This is a genomic window from Deinococcus radiotolerans (assembly GCF_014647435.1).
In the GTDB taxonomy this organism is placed as follows: Bacteria; Deinococcota; Deinococci; order Deinococcales; family Deinococcaceae; genus Deinococcus; species Deinococcus radiotolerans.
Genome location: NZ_BMPE01000009.1, coordinates 21679 through 40323 on the forward strand (window position 1 = coordinate 21679; position 18645 = coordinate 40323).

17 protein-coding genes are annotated in these 18645 nt (G+C 69.9%); 4 read left to right on the forward strand and 13 right to left on the reverse strand.

The genetic code is table 11. The features are described 5' to 3' along the window. Positions 1-277: 277 nt before the first annotated feature. The 3 genes from IEY63_RS14165 to IEY63_RS14175 all read right to left on the reverse strand — a co-directional run bounded on the left by IEY63_RS14165 (position 278) and on the right by IEY63_RS14175 (position 5551). A complete protein-coding gene (locus IEY63_RS14165; RefSeq protein WP_189069653.1) occupies positions 278-3805 on the reverse strand; it encodes a GAF domain-containing protein in 3528 nt (1175 codons plus the stop codon). Between the two features lie 112 nt (positions 3806-3917). Further along, the gene (gene hmpA / locus IEY63_RS14170; RefSeq protein ID WP_189069654.1) at positions 3918-5141 is read right to left on the reverse strand and encodes an NO-inducible flavohemoprotein; all 1224 of its coding nucleotides are present in this window, start codon (positions 5139-5141) and stop codon (positions 3918-3920) included. After that, positions 5135-5551: a group III truncated hemoglobin gene (locus tag IEY63_RS14175; RefSeq protein ID WP_189069655.1), complete on the reverse strand. Its 417-nt coding sequence runs from the start codon at positions 5549-5551 to the stop codon at positions 5135-5137. Before IEY63_RS14175 ends, hmpA begins: the two co-directional genes overlap by 7 nt. Positions 5552-5667: 116 nt before the next feature. Here IEY63_RS14175 and IEY63_RS14180 point away from each other — a divergent pair, with 116 nt between their 5' ends. Next, positions 5668-6111: an Rrf2 family transcriptional regulator gene (locus IEY63_RS14180; protein ID WP_189069656.1), complete on the forward strand. Its 444-nt coding sequence runs from the start codon at positions 5668-5670 to the stop codon at positions 6109-6111. 371 nt (positions 6112-6482) lie between these two features. On the opposite strand, the gene IEY63_RS14185 is transcribed toward IEY63_RS14180, so the two are convergent. Continuing rightward, positions 6483-7001 (reverse strand): hypothetical protein, encoded by a 519-nt coding sequence (locus IEY63_RS14185; protein WP_189069657.1) that lies wholly within the window; start codon positions 6999-7001, stop codon positions 6483-6485. Positions 7002-7027: 26 nt separating this feature from the next. After that, positions 7028-7804, reverse strand: coding sequence for an exodeoxyribonuclease III (xth, locus tag IEY63_RS14190; RefSeq protein WP_189069658.1), 777 nt, complete (start codon positions 7802-7804; stop codon positions 7028-7030). Positions 7805-8109: 305 nt separating this feature from the next. On the opposite strand from xth, the gene IEY63_RS14195 reads away from it, so the two are divergent. The 3 genes from IEY63_RS14195 to IEY63_RS14205 all read left to right on the forward strand — a co-directional run bounded on the left by IEY63_RS14195 (position 8110) and on the right by IEY63_RS14205 (position 10082). Next, positions 8110-9156 carry a right-handed parallel beta-helix repeat-containing protein gene (locus tag IEY63_RS14195; protein WP_189069659.1) on the forward strand — a complete coding sequence of 349 codons (1047 nt, stop codon included), beginning with the start codon at positions 8110-8112 and terminating at the stop codon, positions 9154-9156. 251 nt (positions 9157-9407) lie between these two features. Then, positions 9408-9650, forward strand: a complete 243-nt coding sequence (locus IEY63_RS14200) for a type II toxin-antitoxin system Phd/YefM family antitoxin (RefSeq protein WP_189069660.1) — start codon at positions 9408-9410, stop codon at positions 9648-9650. Continuing rightward, the gene (locus tag IEY63_RS14205) at positions 9651-10082 is read left to right on the forward strand and encodes a type II toxin-antitoxin system VapC family toxin (RefSeq protein WP_189069661.1); all 432 of its coding nucleotides are present in this window, start codon (positions 9651-9653) and stop codon (positions 10080-10082) included. It abuts the gene before it with no gap. 297 nt (positions 10083-10379) lie between these two features. Here IEY63_RS14205 and IEY63_RS14210 read toward each other — a convergent pair whose 3' ends face one another. From IEY63_RS14210 to IEY63_RS14245, 8 genes are read right to left on the reverse strand one after another with little or no spacing between them, the layout of a single operon-like run. Further along, the gene (locus tag IEY63_RS14210) at positions 10380-11453 is read right to left on the reverse strand and encodes an aminopeptidase (protein WP_189069662.1); all 1074 of its coding nucleotides are present in this window, start codon (positions 11451-11453) and stop codon (positions 10380-10382) included. A gap of 23 nt (positions 11454-11476) precedes the next feature. Then, positions 11477-12265, reverse strand: a complete 789-nt coding sequence (locus tag IEY63_RS14215) for an SDR family oxidoreductase (RefSeq protein WP_189069663.1) — start codon at positions 12263-12265, stop codon at positions 11477-11479. A gap of 1 nt (position 12266) precedes the next feature. After that, positions 12267-12950, reverse strand: a complete 684-nt coding sequence (locus IEY63_RS14220; RefSeq protein WP_229784723.1) for an RraA family protein — start codon at positions 12948-12950, stop codon at positions 12267-12269. Further along, positions 12947-14566: a DUF885 family protein gene (locus tag IEY63_RS14225; protein WP_229784724.1), complete on the reverse strand. Its 1620-nt coding sequence runs from the start codon at positions 14564-14566 to the stop codon at positions 12947-12949. Before IEY63_RS14225 ends, IEY63_RS14220 begins: the two co-directional genes overlap by 4 nt. Beyond that, positions 14563-15711, reverse strand: coding sequence for a Gfo/Idh/MocA family protein (locus IEY63_RS14230; RefSeq protein WP_189069664.1), 1149 nt, complete (start codon positions 15709-15711; stop codon positions 14563-14565). The genes IEY63_RS14225 and IEY63_RS14230 overlap by 4 nt, the downstream gene beginning before the upstream one ends. After that, on the reverse strand, positions 15708-16787 hold the full coding sequence (locus IEY63_RS14235; protein WP_189069665.1) for a ketopantoate reductase family protein: 1080 nt from the start codon (positions 16785-16787) through the stop codon (positions 15708-15710). Before IEY63_RS14235 ends, IEY63_RS14230 begins: the two co-directional genes overlap by 4 nt. Before the next feature lie 30 nt (positions 16788-16817). Continuing rightward, complete coding sequence (gene opp4C, locus IEY63_RS14240) at positions 16818-17696, reverse strand: oligopeptide ABC transporter permease (RefSeq protein ID WP_189069666.1); 879 nt, start codon at positions 17694-17696, stop codon at positions 16818-16820. Next, the gene (locus IEY63_RS14245) at positions 17689-18642 is read right to left on the reverse strand and encodes an ABC transporter permease (protein WP_189069667.1); all 954 of its coding nucleotides are present in this window, start codon (positions 18640-18642) and stop codon (positions 17689-17691) included. The genes opp4C and IEY63_RS14245 overlap by 8 nt, the downstream gene beginning before the upstream one ends. Positions 18643-18645 lie beyond the last annotated feature (3 nt).

Consider the following 18645-nt stretch of genomic DNA (forward strand, 5'->3'; position numbering starts at 1 on the left):
GGTGGGGGCACTGAGGGCCTTCTCCCAGTTGACTGGGGCGCACCGCTGCGCCTCCATCTTTCCGCTGTTCTCGGGCGGTGTGCAGTGGGAGCTGAGGTGTCCCTCAGCCGCTGCGCTGCCCATCCGGTGGGCGCGCCGGGGTCGTCGTCGGCTGGTGCCTCCAGCAGCGGCAGGCTCAACCGGTCCCCGACCCGCGACCGCACCAGCTTGCTCCAGAGGCACTGAAGGCGCCTTCAGTCAGCACGGTCTGGCCGTCACCTGGTTGAGGCCTGCCCTGTCATTCCAGCGCGGCAGGCAGGGTGAAGTGAAAGGCGCTGCCCTGACCGGGCTCCGAGGTCGCCCAGACGCGTCCCCCGTGATGCTCGGCAATCTTGCGGACAATGGCCAGGCCCATGCCGTTGCCCTCGAACTGATCTCGCAGGTGGAGTCTCTGGAACATCTGGAACATCCGCTCGGCGTACTCGGGTTCGAATCCAATGCCGTTGTCCTGCACCGTGACGTGCCATCCCGGCCCGTCCCGCTCGGCGGTCACGTGAATGGCCGGGGGGACGTTCGCCCGCCGGAACTTGATGGCGTTCCCGATCAGGTTCTGGAACAGCTGCGTGAGTTCCGAGCGGTCACCCGTCACGCGCGGCAGCTCGTCCTGCGTCACCACGGCGCCACTCTCCGCTGCCGCTGCATGCAGGCGCGCCAGCGCCTCGTCCAGCGGCGCGCCGAGCGGCAGGGTCACGTGCGGTTCGCGGACCGCGTTCAGGCGGGAGAAGACCAGCAGGTCGTCAATCAGGACCTTCATGCGCTGGGCCCCCTGCGTGACCAGATTCAGGTACGTGCGGCCCCGCTCGTCCAGGTTCTGGCTGTAGCGCCGCTGGACCAGTTCCGAGAAGCTGGTGATGGTCCGCAGGGGCTCCTGAAGGTCATGACTGGCGACGTAGGCGAACTTCTCGAGCTCGGCGTTGCTGCGCTCCAGTTCCTGCGTGCGGTCTTTCAGCGCCTGGGCGCTCTCGGCGCCTTCCAGCGCCAGGCTCAGGCTGCGCGCCACAGTGTCCAGGACGCCCTTGTCGGTAAGTGTCCACTCGCGCGTCTCGAACAGGCCAACGCCCACCATGCCGTGCATGTGCCCGTTCACGCGGATGGGCAGCATGGCCGCCGCCTGGACGTGCGTCACCACCGCCTCGTCCGTGTCCGCCCCCTGGGCGTAGCGGTCCTGGAACACCGACTGCTCGGTGGTCCAGCACTGATCCAGGGTCAGTGCCGCGCCGCGTGGCAGGCCGGCGTCCACCACCAGTTGCAGCTCCGGGTGCCCGAGCGAGCCCACCTGGGAGCGGTTGATCCAGAGGCCCCCCTCGGGCTGCCAGTACAGGGTGTAGCCGTCCGGGAGGAGCGACATGAGGATCTCCTGCGCCCGGCGGACCAGGGTGAGCGGGTCCACATCAAGCGCCAGGTCCCGCGTCAGCAGCGCGAACGCTTCGAGGGCCCTGGACCGGGCCGCCACCGTGTCGCGCTGCACCTCGATCTGCTGGGTGCGCGCGGCGCGCTCCAGCGCCAGACTGAACCCGCGGCCGACGGCGCTGAACAGGGCTCTGTCCCGGTCGGCCCACGCGGTCGTGCCGGTCCGGCCGATCGAGAGGATGCCCTGGACCGCGTCGTCCACCAGGAGGGGGTACGCGCCGACCGCGGTGTAGACCTCCGTGCGGTCAATGCGTTCCCGGGTGGCGTCCCAGGCGTCGGTGAAGGACGCGGTCCGCGCGTCGAGCGTCCGGGTGATCATGGGTGTGCTGGCAGGCAGGCCCGCCCGTAACGCGCTCAGGACGTCACCGGTCAGGTCGTCGGTCCACGCCCGCAGCTTCCAGAGGTCGCCTTCCGGTTCGTAGTACCCGATGGTGTCGTGCGGGAATCGCGTGCGCAGAACCGCGAGGGCCTGCCGGGCCAGGGTGAGGACGTCCGTTTCGGTCCCCACAGCTTCTGTGAAGGCGGTGAAGGCGTCCAGGGACGCGGCCTGAGCTTCGAGTTCCCGGGTGCGTTCCTGCACGCGGCGTTCCAGCTGGGCGTGACTGTGCTGCAACTGCCCGTACAGCTTGGCGTTGTCGAGGGCCACGGCCGTCTGGGCCGCCAGGCCAACGGCCAGCTGCTCGGAGCGGTCACTGAACACGCCCGGCGTGGCGTGGCCGAACGTCAGGCGGCCCAATAGCTCCCCGGAACGGGACCGGACGGGCACGGTGAGGTAACTGCGGACCGGGAGGTCGCCGTCCGGTCTGCTGTGGTCGGGCGCGCTGCGGCTGTCGCGGGCGTCCCCGGTGAGATCGGCCACGTGAATCACGCCTTCAGCCGGGAATGTCGGCCCGAACTCGGCAGTGCGCGGGATGGGGAAGGCGGAGAGGGCCCCGCGCGGTACGCCCGAGTGGGCGGAGAGGATCTCGCGGTCCTGCCGGTCGTTCACGGTGGTGTAGGAGAACGTGCCGAACTGCGCGCCGGTCAGGTTCACGCCCGCGTCGATGACGGCCTGCATGAGCTGACCGAGGTTCAGTTCGGCCGACACGACCTCATGAACGCCACTGAGTGTTCTGAGCGTGTCGGCCTGCTCGCCCAGCAGGGCGGCGCTCCGCTCGCGGGTGAACAGCAGTTGCGTGAGGCGCACGGCCACGGTCAGCACCTGCTCCTCATCGGCACTGAGCGGGCGCACCTCCCGGCCGTACACGCCGATGACTCCCTGCACAGCGCCGTTGGGGCCGAACACCGGTCGCGTGTGCACCGCGCGTAGACCCCGAGGGGCCGCCCAGTCCTGATGCGCGGCCCAGACCTCATCGTCAGGCTGATCGGTGGCGGTGACCGGCGTGCCGAGCAGCGCTGCGGCCTCCCACCCACTCGGTTCAGCCTGGAGGCCCAGAGGCTCCCCCGGTGAGGGGGTGATCAGGTGCAGGTGGCCCGCGTCCACGCGCAGGATCCGGCAGCTGAGGTCACCGGTGTGGTCCTCGATCAACCGGGCGAGCTCCCCGAGGAGGACCGGCGTGGGCGTGTCCGTGACCACACGCTCAAGCAGCTCGGCCTGCCGGGTCAGGAGGCTCTGCTGCCGCTGGCGCTGCGTGATGTCCCGGGACACGGCCAGCAGGCGGCGCACCTGCCCGTCCGGGGCGTGGACCGGACTGACCGTCACCTCCCAGTGCCGCAGCCGACCTTTCATCGTGCGGGCCGGTCCTTCAAAGGAGGCGGTGCGGCCTGCGCGCGCGCCCTGAACCGCCCGCTCCACCACGGCGCGCAGGTCCCCCTCCCAGAAGCTGGGCCAGTAGGCCAGCCGGCAGGTGGTGAAGTCATCCACCTCCATCACGCTCATCCCACCGGCGTTCATGCTGAGCAGCTGCCCCTCGAGGTCGAGCACCTTGATGCAGTCACTGCTGCCATCGACGATCATCTGCAACTGCGTCAGGTCCGCCGTCTCCGCTGCGTCCGGGGCGGGCTGGATGTCCACGCCCGCCACCAGCCACCCCTGCTGCCCCTCCGCGTCCATCAGGGCCAGGCCGCGCATCTGAAACCACCGGTACTGGCCGTCATGCCTGCGCAGTCGCAGTCTCCTCGGCTGGTCCATGTCCCCCTGACGCAACTGGGCGCGGTCCTCCGGATACGTGGCTGCGATCAGCTGCCCCTGACGCAGATCGTCCAGGGACAGGCCGAGGTAGTCCTGAAGGGCCGCGTTGGCCGTCACGAGCTCCCCGCCGAGGGTCACCGTCCACGTGGGATGGGGAGAGGTGGTGGGCACGCTGGCCAGATACGCCAGTGCGTGAGCAGCTGCACTGTGGTGCGGGACGGACACGACGTCATTGTAGAGGCCCCCGCCCCACCAACTGGAATCTGCTGATCAGAACGCGTGCGGGGCCAGCCGCGCCGGACAGATCGGGCTGCCGGGTAAACGGTGCTGTTCCGGGTCAGGCAGGCTCAGCCAGCGCTTCGGCAGGCCGGGCGAACTGTTGACTGGGTCCGAACGTTTCGGTCATGCGCCGCGAGACCGGCACGCCCAGTTCATCCAGAATGCCCTTCAGGGTGGAGACGAACCCGGCCGGACCGCAGAAGTAGACGTCGGCGCCTTCAGGCAGGGCGGGCCTCAGCGTGTCCGTGCTGATCAGGCCGACCTGCTCGGCATGCTGGCGGTCCGGTCCTGCGGACTGCGCGTCGGCGTAGAACACCAGGGTCCGCAGTTGAGGGTGCTGCGCCGCCAGCGCTCCGACCTCGGCGCGGAACGCGTGGACGGAGCGGTTGAGTGCCGCGTGGATGAACATGACCGGTCGTTCCGGGGTTTCGGTCAGGACGGTGTGAAGCATCGAGAGGAGCGGCGTGACGCCCACGCCCCCGCTGATCAGCACGGCGGGCCGCTCACTGGGCCGGAGGGTGAAGTCACCAGCTGGGACGTGCACGAGCAGTTCGTCACCCTCCAGGGTGTGGTCATGCAGGAACGTGGAAACGGCGCCGCCGGGTTCGCGCTTGACGGCGATGCGGTACTGCCGCGTGGTGGGTGCCTGGGTGAGGCTGTACTGGCGGATGTGCCAGTGAGTGTCGCCTGGGACGTTCACCTTAACGCTGACGTACTGCCCGGCGAGGTAAGTAGGGAGGGGCTCGCCGCCGGGCCGTTCGAGGACGAAGGACGTGATGAGGCTGCTTTCTCTGGTCTTGCGCACGATCCGCAGGGGGGTGAAGTCGGTCCAGCCGCCGTCCTGCGCGGCGCCTGCGCGGTACAGGCGGCGTTCGGTGCCGCTCATCAGGGCGGCCAGGTCGTGGTACGCGGCGGCCCAGGCGCCCAAGATGTCTGGCGTGGCGGCCTCGCCGAGCACCTCGGCGATGGCGGCCAGCAGGTGCTCGCCGACCACCGCGTACTGTTCCGGCTGCACTTCCAGCGAGACATGTTTGTGGGCGATGCGGCGGATCATCGGTTCGAGCGTGTCGGGTCGGTCGATGTGCTCGGCGTACGCGAGGACGGACGCGGCGAGACTGCGGGCCTGCTGCCCAGTCTGTTGGTTGGCTGGATTGAAGATGTTCAGGAGTTCAGGGTGTGCGGTGAAGAGCCGGGCGTAGAAGGTGCGCGTGATGGTGTCGCCGTGCGCCTGAAGGGCGGGGACGGTGGCGCGGATGATGGTTTTCTGCGTGGGGGTCAGCATGTGGGGTCCTTTCCGGGTGGTGTCTGGGCGAAGCGCTCAATGGTGGGGCGCATCCGCTGCGCGAGGGCCATGAGGGCCTGCGCTTCGGGGGCGGGGAGGTCGTCGGTCACGGTCGTTTCCCAGAGGTGCAGCCAGCGGTCAAAGTGCGCGCGGTCAAGGCCGAGGCCCTGGTGGGCCGGGCCGGGTTGCCCGCGGTAGGCACTGGGGCCGTGCGTGACGGCGCGCCAGAAGCCTTCGAGGCGCGCGATGTGAACGGGCCAGCCGGCGTGAGGGTAGGGGCCGAGTGTGGCGTGGAAGATGGGGGAGAGCAGGGGGTCGGTCATGACGCGGGCGTAGAAGTGCCAGAGGAGGCGGCGCAGGCGGACCTCGCCAATCTGTGTGAAGAGGGCGTCGTGGTGGGCCTGGGTCATCCTGAACCTCTAAAAGTGGATAAGTTTATCCGCTTTGACGTTCAGGCTAGATCGACTTAAACTGGATGTCAAGCTCCACTTTAGGAGTCCGCCTGCACCAAGGAGCGTGACCGCCCGTGTTCTCCCAGACCGCCGAATACGCCCTGCGCGCCACCGCCGCCCTGGCCGAACGCCAGTCGGCCGTCACCGCAGCAGAACTGGCCCGCCTCACCGACGTGCCCTCCCCCTACCTCTTCAAAGTCATGGGTCAGCTGACCAAAGCCGGCATCGTCACCGCACAACGCGGCAAGTACGGCGGCTATGTCCTGCACGCCCCCGCCAGCGCCATCACCCTGCTGGACGTCATCAACGCGGTCGACCCTATCCCCCGGATCCACCACTGCCCCCTCGGCAAACCCGAACACGAACTCGCCCTGTGCCCCCTGCACCGGCAACTCGACGCGGCCTACGCCCAGATCGAACAGACCCTCCGCGCCCAGACCCTGGCCGACGTCACACCCCCCACCCCCACCGGTCAGGACAGGAAGGCCGTCCGGACCGCGCCACCCCGGCGCTCCTGACAGTGGGGGCGGCCGCTCTCAACCGCTGGCGCCCTCAAGGCCAGGGACAACAGCCACGAACGCCATCACGCTGGTTGCCGGGATCACGCCAGCATGCCGGGTGCCGTTCAGGCTGGCGTGAGCAGGGCGTTCAGGTTCGCCGGGCGCGGAGGCTGCACGTCAACGCGGCTGCGCCGTCGGCGTCCGGCGTTCACCCGGCCGTGCGAACGGACCATCGGCTCAGGGCCTGGTCGGTCGGGCCGAGACCGGTCCAGGTCCATTAGTGACCCTTTCAGGTCAGCCCACGTTGATCGGCGGGGCGCTCTGAGTCCTGTACGCCCGCTCTGATCGCCGCGCACCGTCCCGCGCGCCTGCACGTCACCGTCGCATCCTCAATTGAAGGGCAGGATCGCCGCGTCCGTCACGAACACGTTCCCCACGACCCCCGGGCCGGGCTCATTGGTGTTGCCCCCGCGAACCGTCCCATCAATGACGCACTCCTCGGCCTTGAGGTCATTCAGGCCACACGTGACGGTGTGTGACCGTCCATCCAGACTCGTCATGGTGCCGGCCTGAATGCGGGGCGCGAGGAAGATGTTCGCGCGCGCAAACCGGTCTGCGGCGGCCGAGCCGACAAAGCCGTCCAGCGTCAGCCCCTGCCGGCGCAACTCCCGCTCAATCGCAGCTGTCCGGTCGTCATCCCCGAGATTGACCATCAGGACCGTCACTTGACCGGGCGTGCGCTCCAGCGTGGGCAGCAGGGCCTTGCAGTACAGATCCGTGCGGCTCCGGGCGCAGGCCGCAATGTACCGGCGGGCATCCTCCCTCCCGACAAAATCCGCGCCCCGAAGGTCAATCACGCTACATGAACTGACCGTCAGGGCCAGCAGGACGGACAGGAGTGCGCGCATGCGCTCAGTGTAAGGGCGCGTCCCCGTCAACGGTCCAGGGAGTCAAACGTGGCCGTGACGGGCGCGTGGTCGGATGGGCGCTCGTGATGGCGGGGCCCCAGGTCCACGGCGCAGCTCCGGCACTCGGCCGCCAGCGCCGCCGAGACCAGAATGTGGTCGATCCGCAGGCCCCAGTTGCGGGCCAGGGCCAGCCGCCCATAATTCCACCAGCTGAACACCCGCTCCGGCTGTTCATGCAGGCGAAACGCGTCCTGCAGTCCGACGTCCAGCAGCGCCCGGAAGGCCGCGCGTTCCGGTTCACTGACCAGCACCTGCCCCGCCCAGCGCTTCGGGCTGTGCACGTCGCGGTCCTCGGGCGCCACATTGAAGTCCCCCATAACCGCCACGCGGTCATGGGCGGCCACCTCCGTCTTCAGCCAGTCACGGACAGCCGCCAGCCACTCCAGTTTGTAGGTGTACTTCGGTGAATCCAGCGCCTGTCCGTTGGGCACGTACAGGCAGATCACCCGCACCGGCCCGACCGTGGCGGCCAGCACGCGGCGCTGGTTGTCCGCGAGACCCGGCACCTCCACCAGCACGTCCCCGGGGGGCTGCCGCGTCAGCAATGCCACCCCGTTGTACGCCTTCTGCCCGGAGAACGCGGCGTGATACCCCAGCGCAGCCAGGTCAGCGGCTGGAAAGCGGTGATCCTCCAGTTTCGTCTCCTGCAGCGCCAGCACATCCGGCGCCTGTTCCTCCAGCCAGGTCAGCACCTGCGGCAGCCGCACGTTGAGCGAATTGACATTCCAGGTGGCGAGCTTCACGGGCACCCACCGCACGGGCACAACCAGAACCACATGCTCCTATCATCGCACGCCCCTGAGCGCCCGCCAGGACCAGTGCGGCAGCTCAGCCCAGGACCTGCTGATGCCGTCGCGTGGTCCCGCGTGAACCCGGCCCTGTGCCAGCGCGCACCCCACTGAGCGCATGACCCAGGTTCTAGGTGCTGCGCCTGAGCCACCCGGCATTCTGGCTTGCCGAACACTGCGGCCGGCGACATCATTGAGGCAGCACAGGCCTGCTCCAGCCGACTCTGAACCCTGCGTGCCCCCACCTTAAGGAGATTCCGATGCGTCCCGTCTTCCCCTCCGCCCTGCTGCTCGGTCTGACCCTCCTGCTCGCCGCCTGCGCCCAGCCCACCTCCGCTCCACCTGCCGCAAGCCCGCCCCCCACCCCGGTGGACACCGCGCCCACCGGCCGGGTCCTGACCGTCGGGACCGGCCGGACGTACGCGACAGTCCGCGCGGCAGTCGCCGCCTCCCGCGACGGAGACGTCATCCGCGTGGACCCCGGCACCTACACCAACGACTTTGCCGAGGTGAATACCCGCATCACCATCGAAAGTACCAGCGGCCTGGCGCGGCTGGTGGCGACCGTGCCTCCACCGAACGGCAAGGCGATCATCACCACGAACACGGACGTCACCCTGCGCGGCCTCGAACTGACCGGCGCGAAGGTCGCCGACCGCAACGGCGCCGGCGTGCGCTACCAGGGCGGGAACCTCGTCATGGAGGACTGCTACCTGCACGACAACGAGAACGGCCTGCTGGCCGCCAGCGCGCCGCTGGGCAGCGTCCGGATCACCCGCACGGAGTTCGCGCACAACGGCCTGGGCGACCCCGGGCAGACGCACAACCTCTACGTGAACGAGGTCGGGCAGCTGACCTTCGACCGCAGCTACTCGCACAGCGCCGTGGCGGGGCACGAACTCAAAAGCAGGGCGCGCACCACGGTCATCACGAACAGCCGCCTGTTCGACCTTGACAGCACGGCGAGTTACAGCATTGACGTGCCCAACGGCGGCAACCTGACCGTGACGGGCAGCGTGATCGAGCAGGGAGCGGACAGTCAGAATTCCGCCGTCATCGCCTACGGTGAGGAAGGCCTGCTGCGCGAGGGCCGGACGGTCAACATCTCCGGCAACACGGTGATCAACCGCCGGTCAACCGTCCTGGGCCTCCTGAATCCTGCCAGGGTGCCCATGACGGTGACGAACAACACCCTGTATGGCCTGACCACTGCGCAGTTCCTGAACGGCACCACCGGCACCACAACCGGCAACGGGGTGACCACCAGCGCGCCCGTGCTCGACACGTCCCACCCCTACACGCGGTGAACCAGCGGGGCCGCCCAATCTGGGCTGCGGGGGGTCCTCAACAGGCTGGGCCCCAGCCGGAGGTGGTGGTCAACTGCCTGGACGGCGGCCCCTCTGAGGAACTCAGGTCCGGTCAGCGTGCGCTCTCTTCAGGGCCGCGCACGCCACAGCGGCCCGCACCTTCAGAGGCGGGCCACGCCTGAAGGGGGCGATCAGACCGCCCGGTGGGCGTCGGCCCGGAGTTGTAGTCTGGTTTCCACGAAGGGGACATCATGACGACGATCAGTGCACGCGACTTCAATCAGCAGGTCAGTAAAGCCCGGCAGGCGGCCCTGGAGGAACCGGTCTTCATCACCGAACGCGGTCAGCCCCGCCACGTCCTCCTCAGCATCGAGGCGTACGAGGCCCTCCTCGGGGGCCAGATGTCGATTGTGGACCTCCTGCACCTTGACGAGGCCCTGAGTGTCGACTTTCCCGCAGCGCAGGGGCTGGCCCAGCCTGCGGAGTTCGACTGAATGTACTTGCTCGATACCAACGTCGTCTCTGAACTGCGCAAGGTCAAGTCCGGAAGGGCTGATCTGAACGTCGCGCACTGGGCGCGCCGGGTCCTCACGACTGAACTCTACCTCTCCGTCATCACCGTTCAGGAACTCGAACTCGGCATTCTGCTGACTGAACGCCGGGACGCGCAGCAGGGCCGTGCGCTGCACACCTGGCTGGACCGTCAGGTGCTCCCGGCGTTCGCGGGTCGCCTGCTCCCGGTGACTGTTCCGATTGCGCGGCAGTCCGCAGCGCTGAACAGTCCTGACCCGAGGCCAGAACGGGACAGGCTGATCGCCGCGACCGCGCTGGTGCACGGCCTGACGATGGTGACCCGGAGCGTCCGCGACTTCCAGGGCACCGGTCTCTCCGTGCTTGATCCCGGGCAGCCTCCCGCAGACGACTGAACCAGTCCCCAGCCTTGAAGCGCGCGGGAGAGACGGGCCCCCGGAGTGCCACATTCGTCCGGACGGCCGCCGCGGGAGACGGTGACCGTTCCGTTTGCGCCCCCCTGAACGCTGAAGGCTTCATGCTGGCTGGACGCCTCTGGTTCAGGCTGAGTGGACGCCGGGCAGCCCCAGTGCTGTGCCGGGCAGCAGGAGGAACCCGCCGACCGGCGCTGCTCAGCCCGGGGCCCGCTGCGCTCCGACTCCGTTGAGGACGTTCCTGCGCCCGTGCGCCACGAGTCTCAGTCTGAACTCGGTTCAGGTGAAGCGGCCACCAACCAGGAACGGTTGCCCGTCAAGGCTCAGGGTGCCGCCCTGGCGCAGGTCGCGGATCATGTCCCAGTGCACGGCGCTGCGGTTCGTCCCGCCGTTCTCGGCGTACGCCTGCCCCACGGCCAGGTGGACGGTGCCGCCGATCTTCTCGTCGAAGAGGATGTTCATGCTGGGCTGCTGGATGCCGAAGTTCGTGCCGATCCCGAGTTCGCCCAGGAAGCGGGCGCCGTCGTCGGTGGCCAGGGCAGCACGCAGGACGTCCTCGCCTTCCTCGGCGCGGGCCTCGACGACCTCACCGTCCCGGAAGACGAGGTCGATGCCGCGTACGACGCGCCCGCCGTACAGGGTGGGCAGATCAAAGTGCACCGTGCCGTTCGCGCTGCGTTCGAGCGGCGCGGTGAACACCTCCCCGGAGGGCATGTTGCGTTTGGCGTCGCTGTTGCTCCAGCTGCGGCCCCGCACGCTGAGGTGCAGGTCGGTGCCGGCCGCCTCGATGTGAACGTCGTCCGCCGCCGCGAGGCGCTCGATCAGACCGGCCTGGAAGTCACGGACCTCACCCCATTTCTGCACGGGGTCCGGGGCGTCCAGGAACATCGCGCGGGCCACGAACGCCTCGTAGTCCTCCAGGGTCATGCCGGCGGCCTCGGCACCGAACGGGGTGGGGTACAGCGTGAGGTTCCAGCGGGGGTGCAGGGTGCTCATGGCGAGCGGAGCCTGCGCGGCGCGCCAGCGGGCAGCGCGGGCGGCGTCGAGGCCCGGGACGGGCGCGATGGGCGTGAGGATGCGGATGGACGCGTCGAGCGCGCGGGCGTCCTCGATCTCAACCGGGTGCAGTGAGCTGAGCACCTCGTCGGACGCGAGGCGCTGCACATCCTCCACCTGCGTGGGGTAGCTGAGTTTCAGCACGGGGCGCGCGCCGCGCTCGAGCAGCGTGCGGTGCAGCGCCTCGATCAGCGGCAGGGCCAGGGTGCTGCCGGCCACGAGGACGCGGTCGCCGGGGCGCACGCTCACGCAGTAGTCCGCGAGCAGGGTCGCGTGCCGTTCGGGGTCGTAAGTCATGGGTGGCTCCTGGGGGGCGCTCATCACAGCGCGGTGACGGCGCCGCCGTCGACGAGCAGGGTGCTGCCGTTCACGTACTGCGCGGCGGGGGAACACAGGAACGCCGCGACCCGGCCGAACTCGTCGGGCGTGCCCAGGCGGCCCATCGGGACCTCACGTTCAGAGGCCTCGCGCACGGCCTGCCAGTCCGTGCCGCGCCGGGCAGCGGCGGCCTCGTCGAGCTGCTGAATACGCTCGGTGAGGACCCGGCCTGGGGCCAGGCCGTTCACCTGGATGTTGTCCGGGCCGAACTCGACACTCAGGGATTTGCACAGGCCGTGCACGGCGGGGCGCAGGGCGTTCGAGAGCGTGAGGTTGTCCAGCGGGCGTTTGACGCTGCTGCTGAGCAGCGCCAGGATGCGCCCGCCGCCCCCGGCGCGCAGGTGCGGCAGCGCCGAGTGGACGCTGCGAACCACGCTCATCAGCGTCAGCTGGTACGCCGCTGCCCACTGCGCCTCCCCGAGGGCCGTGAAGTTGCCCGGTGGGGGCCCCCCGGCGTTGCATACGAGGATGCGGAGGCCGCCGAGGTCACGGGCGGCCGCGTCGATGAAGCCGCGCAGGCTCTCGGCGTCGGCCACGTCGGCGGCGTACCCCAGCGTGGGGACGCCGGTGTCCGCCTCGATGCGCTGCGCGGCGGCCTGGGCGCGCTCAAGCGTGCGGGCGCACAGGGCCACGCGGGCGCCCTCGCGGGCCAGGGCGTGCGCGGTGGCGTAGCCGAGGCCCGCGCTGGCGGCGAGCACCACGGCCGGCTGATCCTTCAGTCCGAGGTCCATCTCAGACGTGTCCGTACTTGGCGAGCACGTCGGGAAGGGTGGCGCCGGCCTCGAGGTCCGCGCGGATCAGGCGCTCCTTCTCGGTCAGGGCCTCGGCACGCGTGAGGACCTCCTCGGCCACCTCCTGCGGAATCAGGATCGCGCCGTCCACGTCCGCGAGGATGAAGTCGTCCGGCCGGACGCGTACGCGCGCGGACGTGGCGCCCGGAAGGTACACCTCGACCTGCCAGGCGTTGACCTCCCAGCGGCCGATGGACTGCACCGGCGTGCGGTAGCGGGTGTACACGGGGAAGTTCATGCGGTCGAGCCACTCGATGTCGCGGATGCCGCCGTCCACCAGGGCGCCCACGCAGCCGCGGTACTGCATGCCGCGCGCGATGAGCTCCCCGAAGAAGCACACGCCCTCGGCCCCGCCGCCACTCCAGACGCTCAGGTGCCCGGGCGTCAGGCCGCTCACCGCTTCCATCTTCTTCGGGTCACCCGTGCCGGGGTAGGGGGTCATCTGGCCGCGGATGGTGTACGCCCAGCCGCCCATCTTCTCCAGGCGGGACTTGATGGGCCACAGGTTGCTGGACAGCCCGCAGTCGGGCAGGCCCAGTTCGTCGAGGACGTCCGCGACGTTGGCGGTGTCGACAGTCATGAAACGCTCGCGCAGGGCGAGTTTGCGGTCGGCGGTGAGGGTCATCGGTGCAGGGCTCCTTGTCGGTGCTGGGCGCGCAGCTCGTCGGCCACGACCGTGGCGGGCGCGTGGCCGTGGGCGAGCAGGGCGTCATGAAAGGTGCGGGCGGGCAGGGCGAGTTCGGCGCGCAGCGCCTTGATGGTCTCGGTGCCCAGCCAGTACATCAGGCGGCTGGCGGGGAACAGGGCGTTGCGGGTGGTCTCGGCCCAGATGCGCGCGGGCGCGAAGTGCGCCTCGTCGCGGTAGAACGCGCGGGCCTGCTCGGGGGTCCACTCGCCGAGGTGCAGCTTGAGGTCCACGATGCACGAGGCGGCGTTGCGCCGCTCGAACTGCGTGAGCAGCAGCTCCTCGGCCGGGGTGTAGAACCCGGGAATCTCGGCGAGCAGGTCCTCGGCGTAGCAGGCCCAGCCCTCGACCATGGTGCCCGCCCCGAGCAGCGCGATGCCGGAGGCGCAGTCGGTGCCGGCCACGCGCGCCAGGACCGAGTCCGCCTGCCGGGCGCGGGCGTTGTGCGTGTGGTGGCCGATGCTGCCGTGGTGTACAGCGTGCACGAGCTTCACGAACGCGCAGTGGTGCGCGCGCCGGTCCGTGGGGTCTGGGCCGGGCGGCGTGACCCAGTAGCGGCTGCCGCTGCCGGGCCGCAGCGGCGCGGGCGACCGGTAGAACAGGAAGTACAGGTCCCCGGTGCCCTCGGCCCACTCGGGCAGGAACGCGAAGTCCAGGCCGTAGTCGTCCGCGGGCGTCAGGAGGGGCCGCGCGGCGTCCAGGGCGCGCCCATGCAACTCGCGGTAGGTGCCGAGCAGGTCGCCCTCTGGGACGCGCGCCTCGAGCCGGGCGAGGTGCTCAGTCCAGTGCAGGTCCCCGGGCAGCCGCCGGGCCTGGGCTTCAAGCCGTTCGGTGAGGCGCGCGAACGCGTCGGTGGCGCGCTCCAGGGCCTCGCGCGGTCCGAACGGCAGGGCGTGCGTGACGCGCATCAGCAGGTCAAGGTGCGCCTCGCCGCAGGCCACGGGCGCGTCCGGGCCGCTGAGGTCCTCGGCATACGCCAGAAGCGCGCGGGCGGCGCGACTCGCCGGGAGGCGCAGCGTGTCGTTCCAGAGGGGATGCTTCGGCAGGCCCGAACTCAGCAGGTGCGCGGCGGCCCGAGCCTCACGCTTGGCGCGCTCGGCCACGTCGTCCGGGCGGGCGCGGCCCTGCAGGTGCGCGCGGGCCTGCGCCAGGAACGCCGGGATGGCCTCCAGCCGCACGCGCAGCGCGTCGCGGGTGACGTCCGGGTCGTCCAGATGGCCGGGCAGCAGCAGGGAGATCACGCCGAACGCGGCCTCGCCGGTGTACCACGCGGGACTGTGCTGGCGCGGCGCGCGTTCCAGTTCGGCCAGCGCGGTCGTGAGCTGCGCCGACACCAGCTGCGCGTCGAGGCGCTCGGCGGCCGTCTGCGGCGCGCGCATGTGCGCCAGGTCGGCCTGGAGGGCCTCCAGCGTGGCGCGTTCGGCGCCGACCGCGTCCGGCCCGGCGGGCGGCAGCTGGTGGTCGTGACCGGGCAGGCCCATGAAGGTGGCGTCCACCGGGCGCAGCTGGGCGTGCGCGCGCAGGTACGCCCGGGCCTGGTCGTGCGGGTCGGTCACGTCCGCGTCTCCTCGGGGGCTGGCGTCTCCTGCGGGTAGAGGGGCAGGGACACCCAGCGGCGTTCAACGTGCGACTGCACGATGGCGTTCACGGCCTCCTGGCTCTTGGCGCCGTCGTAGAAGGTGCACTCGGCGGGCGTGCCGTCGAGAATCTCGTCCACGAAGTGCCGCACGAGGTTGCGGTAGTACAGTTCCGGCCAGGGCGTGTGCAGGGTCGTGCCGGGCGGCAGGGCACTTTCCGGGAGTTTCACCTCCTGGAATTCCACGGCGTCCGGCGTGGCGAAGCGCAGCGTCTCGGCCACGCCGTTTTCCTCCACGAGCCGCGCGACGGCCGCGCCGCGGCTGCCGTACACCCGCAGTTCCACGCCAGGGTAGTTCCCCACCGCGATGTAGGAGGTCTGCAGCATGCCCTGCGCGCCGCTCTCGAACTCGACCAGCGCGACCGTGCCGTCCTCCACCTGGATGCGCTGCATCCCCTCGTAGCCGCGCACGACGCGCTCGGGGATGAAGTTGCGCATGCTGCCGATCACCTGCGCGTAGTCCCCGGCGCACCAGCGCACGAGGTCGATCAGGTGCGAGCCGTACCCCACGATCGAGGACGGGATCAGCGTGCCGAAGTCCGCGCCCTGCGGCACCTGCCGCAGCGGGAAGTGCGGGTCGAGGAACTGCGAGTTCTGCTCCAGGCCGTGCACGTGGAAGATCTCGCCGAGCGTGCCGTCCTTGATCCACGCCTGGATCTGCCGGATCGCCGGGGAGTAGCGGAACGTGAAGCCCAGCTTGGTGCGCACCCCGGCCCGCTCGGCCTCGCGGGCGGCCATAAACGCGTCGGCCGCGTCGTGCGCCAGCGGTTTTTCGGAGAGCACGTGCTTGCCGGCGCGGATGGCGTCCAGGCTCAGCGGGAGGTGCGTGTCGGTGGGCGTGCAGACGTCCACCATCTGCACGTCCGGGTCGCGCAGCATCTCACGGTGGTCGGTGTAGACCCGCTCGATGCCGAACTTCTCCGCCATGGCCCGGGCGCGCTCCTCGACCGTGTCGCAGATCGCCACGAGCCGCGCGCGGTCGTAGGCGTGGTAGCCGGGCAGGTGCGCGGATTCCGCCCAGGCGTGCGCGCCGATCACGCCGACGCCCAGTCGCTGGCCGCTCATGGCAGCGCCTTGCCGAGGCTCTGGACGTACCCTTCGAGTTCCTCGAAGTTCTGGAAGCCCAGCGGGCGCCGGCCGTCCTCGATCTCGTAGATCATCTCGCAGAGCTTCGCGTTCAGGCGCGAGTCCGCCCCGGCCTGCTCGGCGTAGGCGATCAGCTTGCCATTCGAGGAGCGCACCTCGGACGGGCGGTTGCGGTACACGATGTCCCACCAGATGCCCGACCCCTTCTTCTTGAATTGGTGCGTGGCGGGCTTCTGGTCCTTTTTCAGCAGCCAGATGGCGTGCTGGATGTTGTCGAGCAGCTTGCGCGTCTCGTCGGGCGTGCCGGGCTTGTAGTTGGCGGGGTCGAAGAAGTCGAAGGCCTCGACCGTGATGCCGTTCGCCTCGGCGATCTCCAGCGCTTCTCGGACCACGGCGCCCGCCACCCGCGCGTAGCGTTCCACGCCGAGCGTCTCGGTGACCGGCGCGTCGGCCAGGGCGCTGAACACCACCTGGGCGCTGTAGACCTCCTTGGCCCAGATCTGCCCCCAGATGTTGTCGCTGAGCTGCACCTCGGTCAGGGCGCCCAGCGCCGCGGCCAGTGCCGCCAGGCGGGGCGTGCGCTCCCCGGTCATCTCCCCCAGCTGGATGGGGCCCTCGTGCACGAACTCGATGTAGCCGGGGTCCACGAGCGCGCCGCCGTAGTTGGGAATGGAGCCCATGACGCGCTCGGCGCCGCCCAGCCCGGCGGCCTGCAGGCGCGCGATCAGGTCGGGTTCGTTGAAGCCGTTCTGGAAGGACACCACGAACGTGTCCGGCCCGAAGTGCGGCAGGACGCTCTCGAGGGCCTCGACGGCATGCTGGGATTTCGTGGCGATCAGCACCGCCTCCAGCGGGCCCTGCAACTCGTGCGGGTGCAGCGCCTTGACGGTGAAGTGCTGCTCGCCGCGCACGCCGTCCACGCGGATCCCGCCGCGTTTCATGGCCTCGATGTGTTCGGGCCAGCGGTCGACCAGGGTCACGTCGTGACCGGCCTGCGTCATCCAGGCGCCGGCGAGTCCGCCGATGGCGCCCGCGCCAATAATCGTGATCTTCATGAGGTCTCCTGGATGGGGGAAGGGGTGGGGTCAGGGGCGGGGGTCGAGCGCGTCGCGCAGCCCGTCCCCGAGGAAGTTCACGGCCAGGACGGTGATCAGGATCATCAGTCCGGGGAAGACCGCCAGCCACGGGGCGCTCTGCAGCCACTGGCTGGCGTAGTTCAGGAGGTTGCCCCAGGTGGGCGTGGGGGGCTGGACGCCCAGGCCCAGGAAGGACAGGGCGGACTCGAGCATGATTCCGCTGCCCACCGCGAGGGTGGTGGCGACGATGATCGGCCCGAGGGCGTTGGGGAGCATGTGGCGGAACATGATGCGGTTGTTCGTGCCGCCCAGCGCGCGCGAGGCTTCCACGAACTCGCGTTCGCGCAGGCTCAGGAACTGCCCGCGCACCAGCCGGGCGGTGCCCATCCAGCCCAGCACGCCGATGATCCCGACGAGCAGGGGCACGGTGGGGCGCAGCATGCCCGAGAGGAGGATCACCAGCGGGAGCAGCGGAATACACAGCACCATGTCGGTCAGGCGCATCAGCAGGCTGTCGATCACGCCGCGGTAGTACCCGGCGAGCGCGCCGATCAGCGTGCCGAGCAGCGTGGCGAGCAGCGCACTCGCCAGGCCCACGGCCAGTGAGACCCGAGCGCCGTACAGGACGCGCGTGAAGGCGTCACGGCCGAGCTGGTCGGTGCCCATCAGGTGCGCGGGGCTGGGCGGCTGGGGCTCGCCCATGATGGCGAGGTCCTGCTCGTCGAAGCTGTACGGCGCGATCTGCGGGGCGAACAGGGCCAGCAGGCCGAGCAGGCACAGCACCACGAGGCCCGTGACCGCCAGGCGGTGACGCAGGAAGCGGCGCAGGAACAGCCGCCAGGGGGTGTCGGCTGCGGGGGCGCGGGCGGGCAGGGCGGGATTACTCATAGCGGATCCGGGGGTCGACGGCGGCGTAGGCCAGGTCGGCGAGGAGGTTGCTGATCACCAGGGCGAACGAGCCGGCCATCATCAGGGCCATCAGGACCGGGTAGTCGCGGCCGTTCATGCTCTCGATGAAGAGCCGCCCGATGCCGGGCCACGCGAAGATGGTCTCGGTGATCACGGCGCCGGACAGGATGGTCGCGAAGTCCAGCGCCACGACCGTGATGATCGGGATGAGGGCGTTGCGCAGCGCGTGCCGGTACACGACCTTGCCGGCGGTCAGGCCCTTGGCGCGCGCGGTGCGGACGTAGTCCTGCCCGAGGACCTCGACCATGCTGGAGCGCATGTAGCGGCTCCAGCCGGCCACGGACGCGAAGGCCAGGATGAACGCGGGCAGGATCAGGTGGTGCAGCAGGTCCAGCACGGAGTCGCTGCCGATGGTCTGGATCCCGGCCGAGGGCAGCACGCGCCACTGCACCGCGAAGAGCAGTTGCAGCATCAGCGCCAGCCAGAAGACCGGCATGCTGACCCCCAGGAAGGACAGGAAGGTGATGAGGTAGTCCACGCCGCTGTAGCGGCGCACGGCGCTGACGATGCCCAGCGGCAGGGCGATGAGCAGGGAGAGCACGAAGCTGGTGCCGCCCAGGATCAGGGTCGGGCCGAGCCGCTCGAGGATCTCCTGCGAGACGGGCCGGGCGGTGCGGATGGAGTAGCCCCACTCGCCGGTGAAGAACGCCGTGACCCACGACACGTACTGCACCGGCAGGGGCTGGTCGAGTCCGAAGGCGACGCGCATCTGCGCGAGCGCCTCGGGACTGACCGAGGGGTTGTCGGCGTACACGTCGAGCGGTCCGCCGGGCGCGAGGTGCAGCACGCCGAACAGCAGCAGCGACACGCCGAGCAGCAGGGGCAGCGTTCCGAGCAGTCGTTTCAGGAGGTGGGCGGCGTTCATTCA

Excerpts from the sequence above, each read along its gene's own strand:
- IEY63_RS14175 (WP_189069655.1), bottom strand. The coding sequence starts at position 5,551 with ATGACCCAGGCCCACCACGACGCCCTCTTCACACAGATTGGCGAGGTC.
- opp4C (WP_189069666.1), bottom strand. The coding sequence starts at position 17,696 with ATGAGTAATCCCGCCCTGCCCGCCCGCGCCCCCGCAGCCGACACCCCC.
- IEY63_RS14235 (WP_189069665.1), bottom strand. The coding sequence starts at position 16,787 with ATGAAGATCACGATTATTGGCGCGGGCGCCATCGGCGGACTCGCCGGC.
- IEY63_RS14230 (WP_189069664.1), bottom strand. The coding sequence starts at position 15,711 with ATGAGCGGCCAGCGACTGGGCGTCGGCGTGATCGGCGCGCACGCCTGG.
- IEY63_RS14210 (WP_189069662.1), bottom strand. The coding sequence starts at position 11,453 with ATGACTTACGACCCCGAACGGCACGCGACCCTGCTCGCGGACTACTGC.
- IEY63_RS14195 (WP_189069659.1), top strand. The coding sequence starts at position 8,110 with ATGCGTCCCGTCTTCCCCTCCGCCCTGCTGCTCGGTCTGACCCTCCTG.
- IEY63_RS14185 (WP_189069657.1), bottom strand. The coding sequence starts at position 7,001 with ATGCGCGCACTCCTGTCCGTCCTGCTGGCCCTGACGGTCAGTTCATGT.
- IEY63_RS14245 (WP_189069667.1), bottom strand. The coding sequence starts at position 18,642 with ATGAACGCCGCCCACCTCCTGAAACGACTGCTCGGAACGCTGCCCCTG.
- IEY63_RS14200 (WP_189069660.1), top strand. The coding sequence starts at position 9,408 with ATGACGACGATCAGTGCACGCGACTTCAATCAGCAGGTCAGTAAAGCC.
- IEY63_RS14220 (WP_229784723.1), bottom strand. The coding sequence starts at position 12,950 with ATGACCCTCACCGCCGACCGCAAACTCGCCCTGCGCGAGCGTTTCATG.
- IEY63_RS14215 (WP_189069663.1), bottom strand. The coding sequence starts at position 12,265 with ATGGACCTCGGACTGAAGGATCAGCCGGCCGTGGTGCTCGCCGCCAGC.
- hmpA (WP_189069654.1), bottom strand. The coding sequence starts at position 5,141 with ATGCTGACCCCCACGCAGAAAACCATCATCCGCGCCACCGTCCCCGCC.
- IEY63_RS14205 (WP_189069661.1), top strand. The coding sequence starts at position 9,651 with ATGTACTTGCTCGATACCAACGTCGTCTCTGAACTGCGCAAGGTCAAG.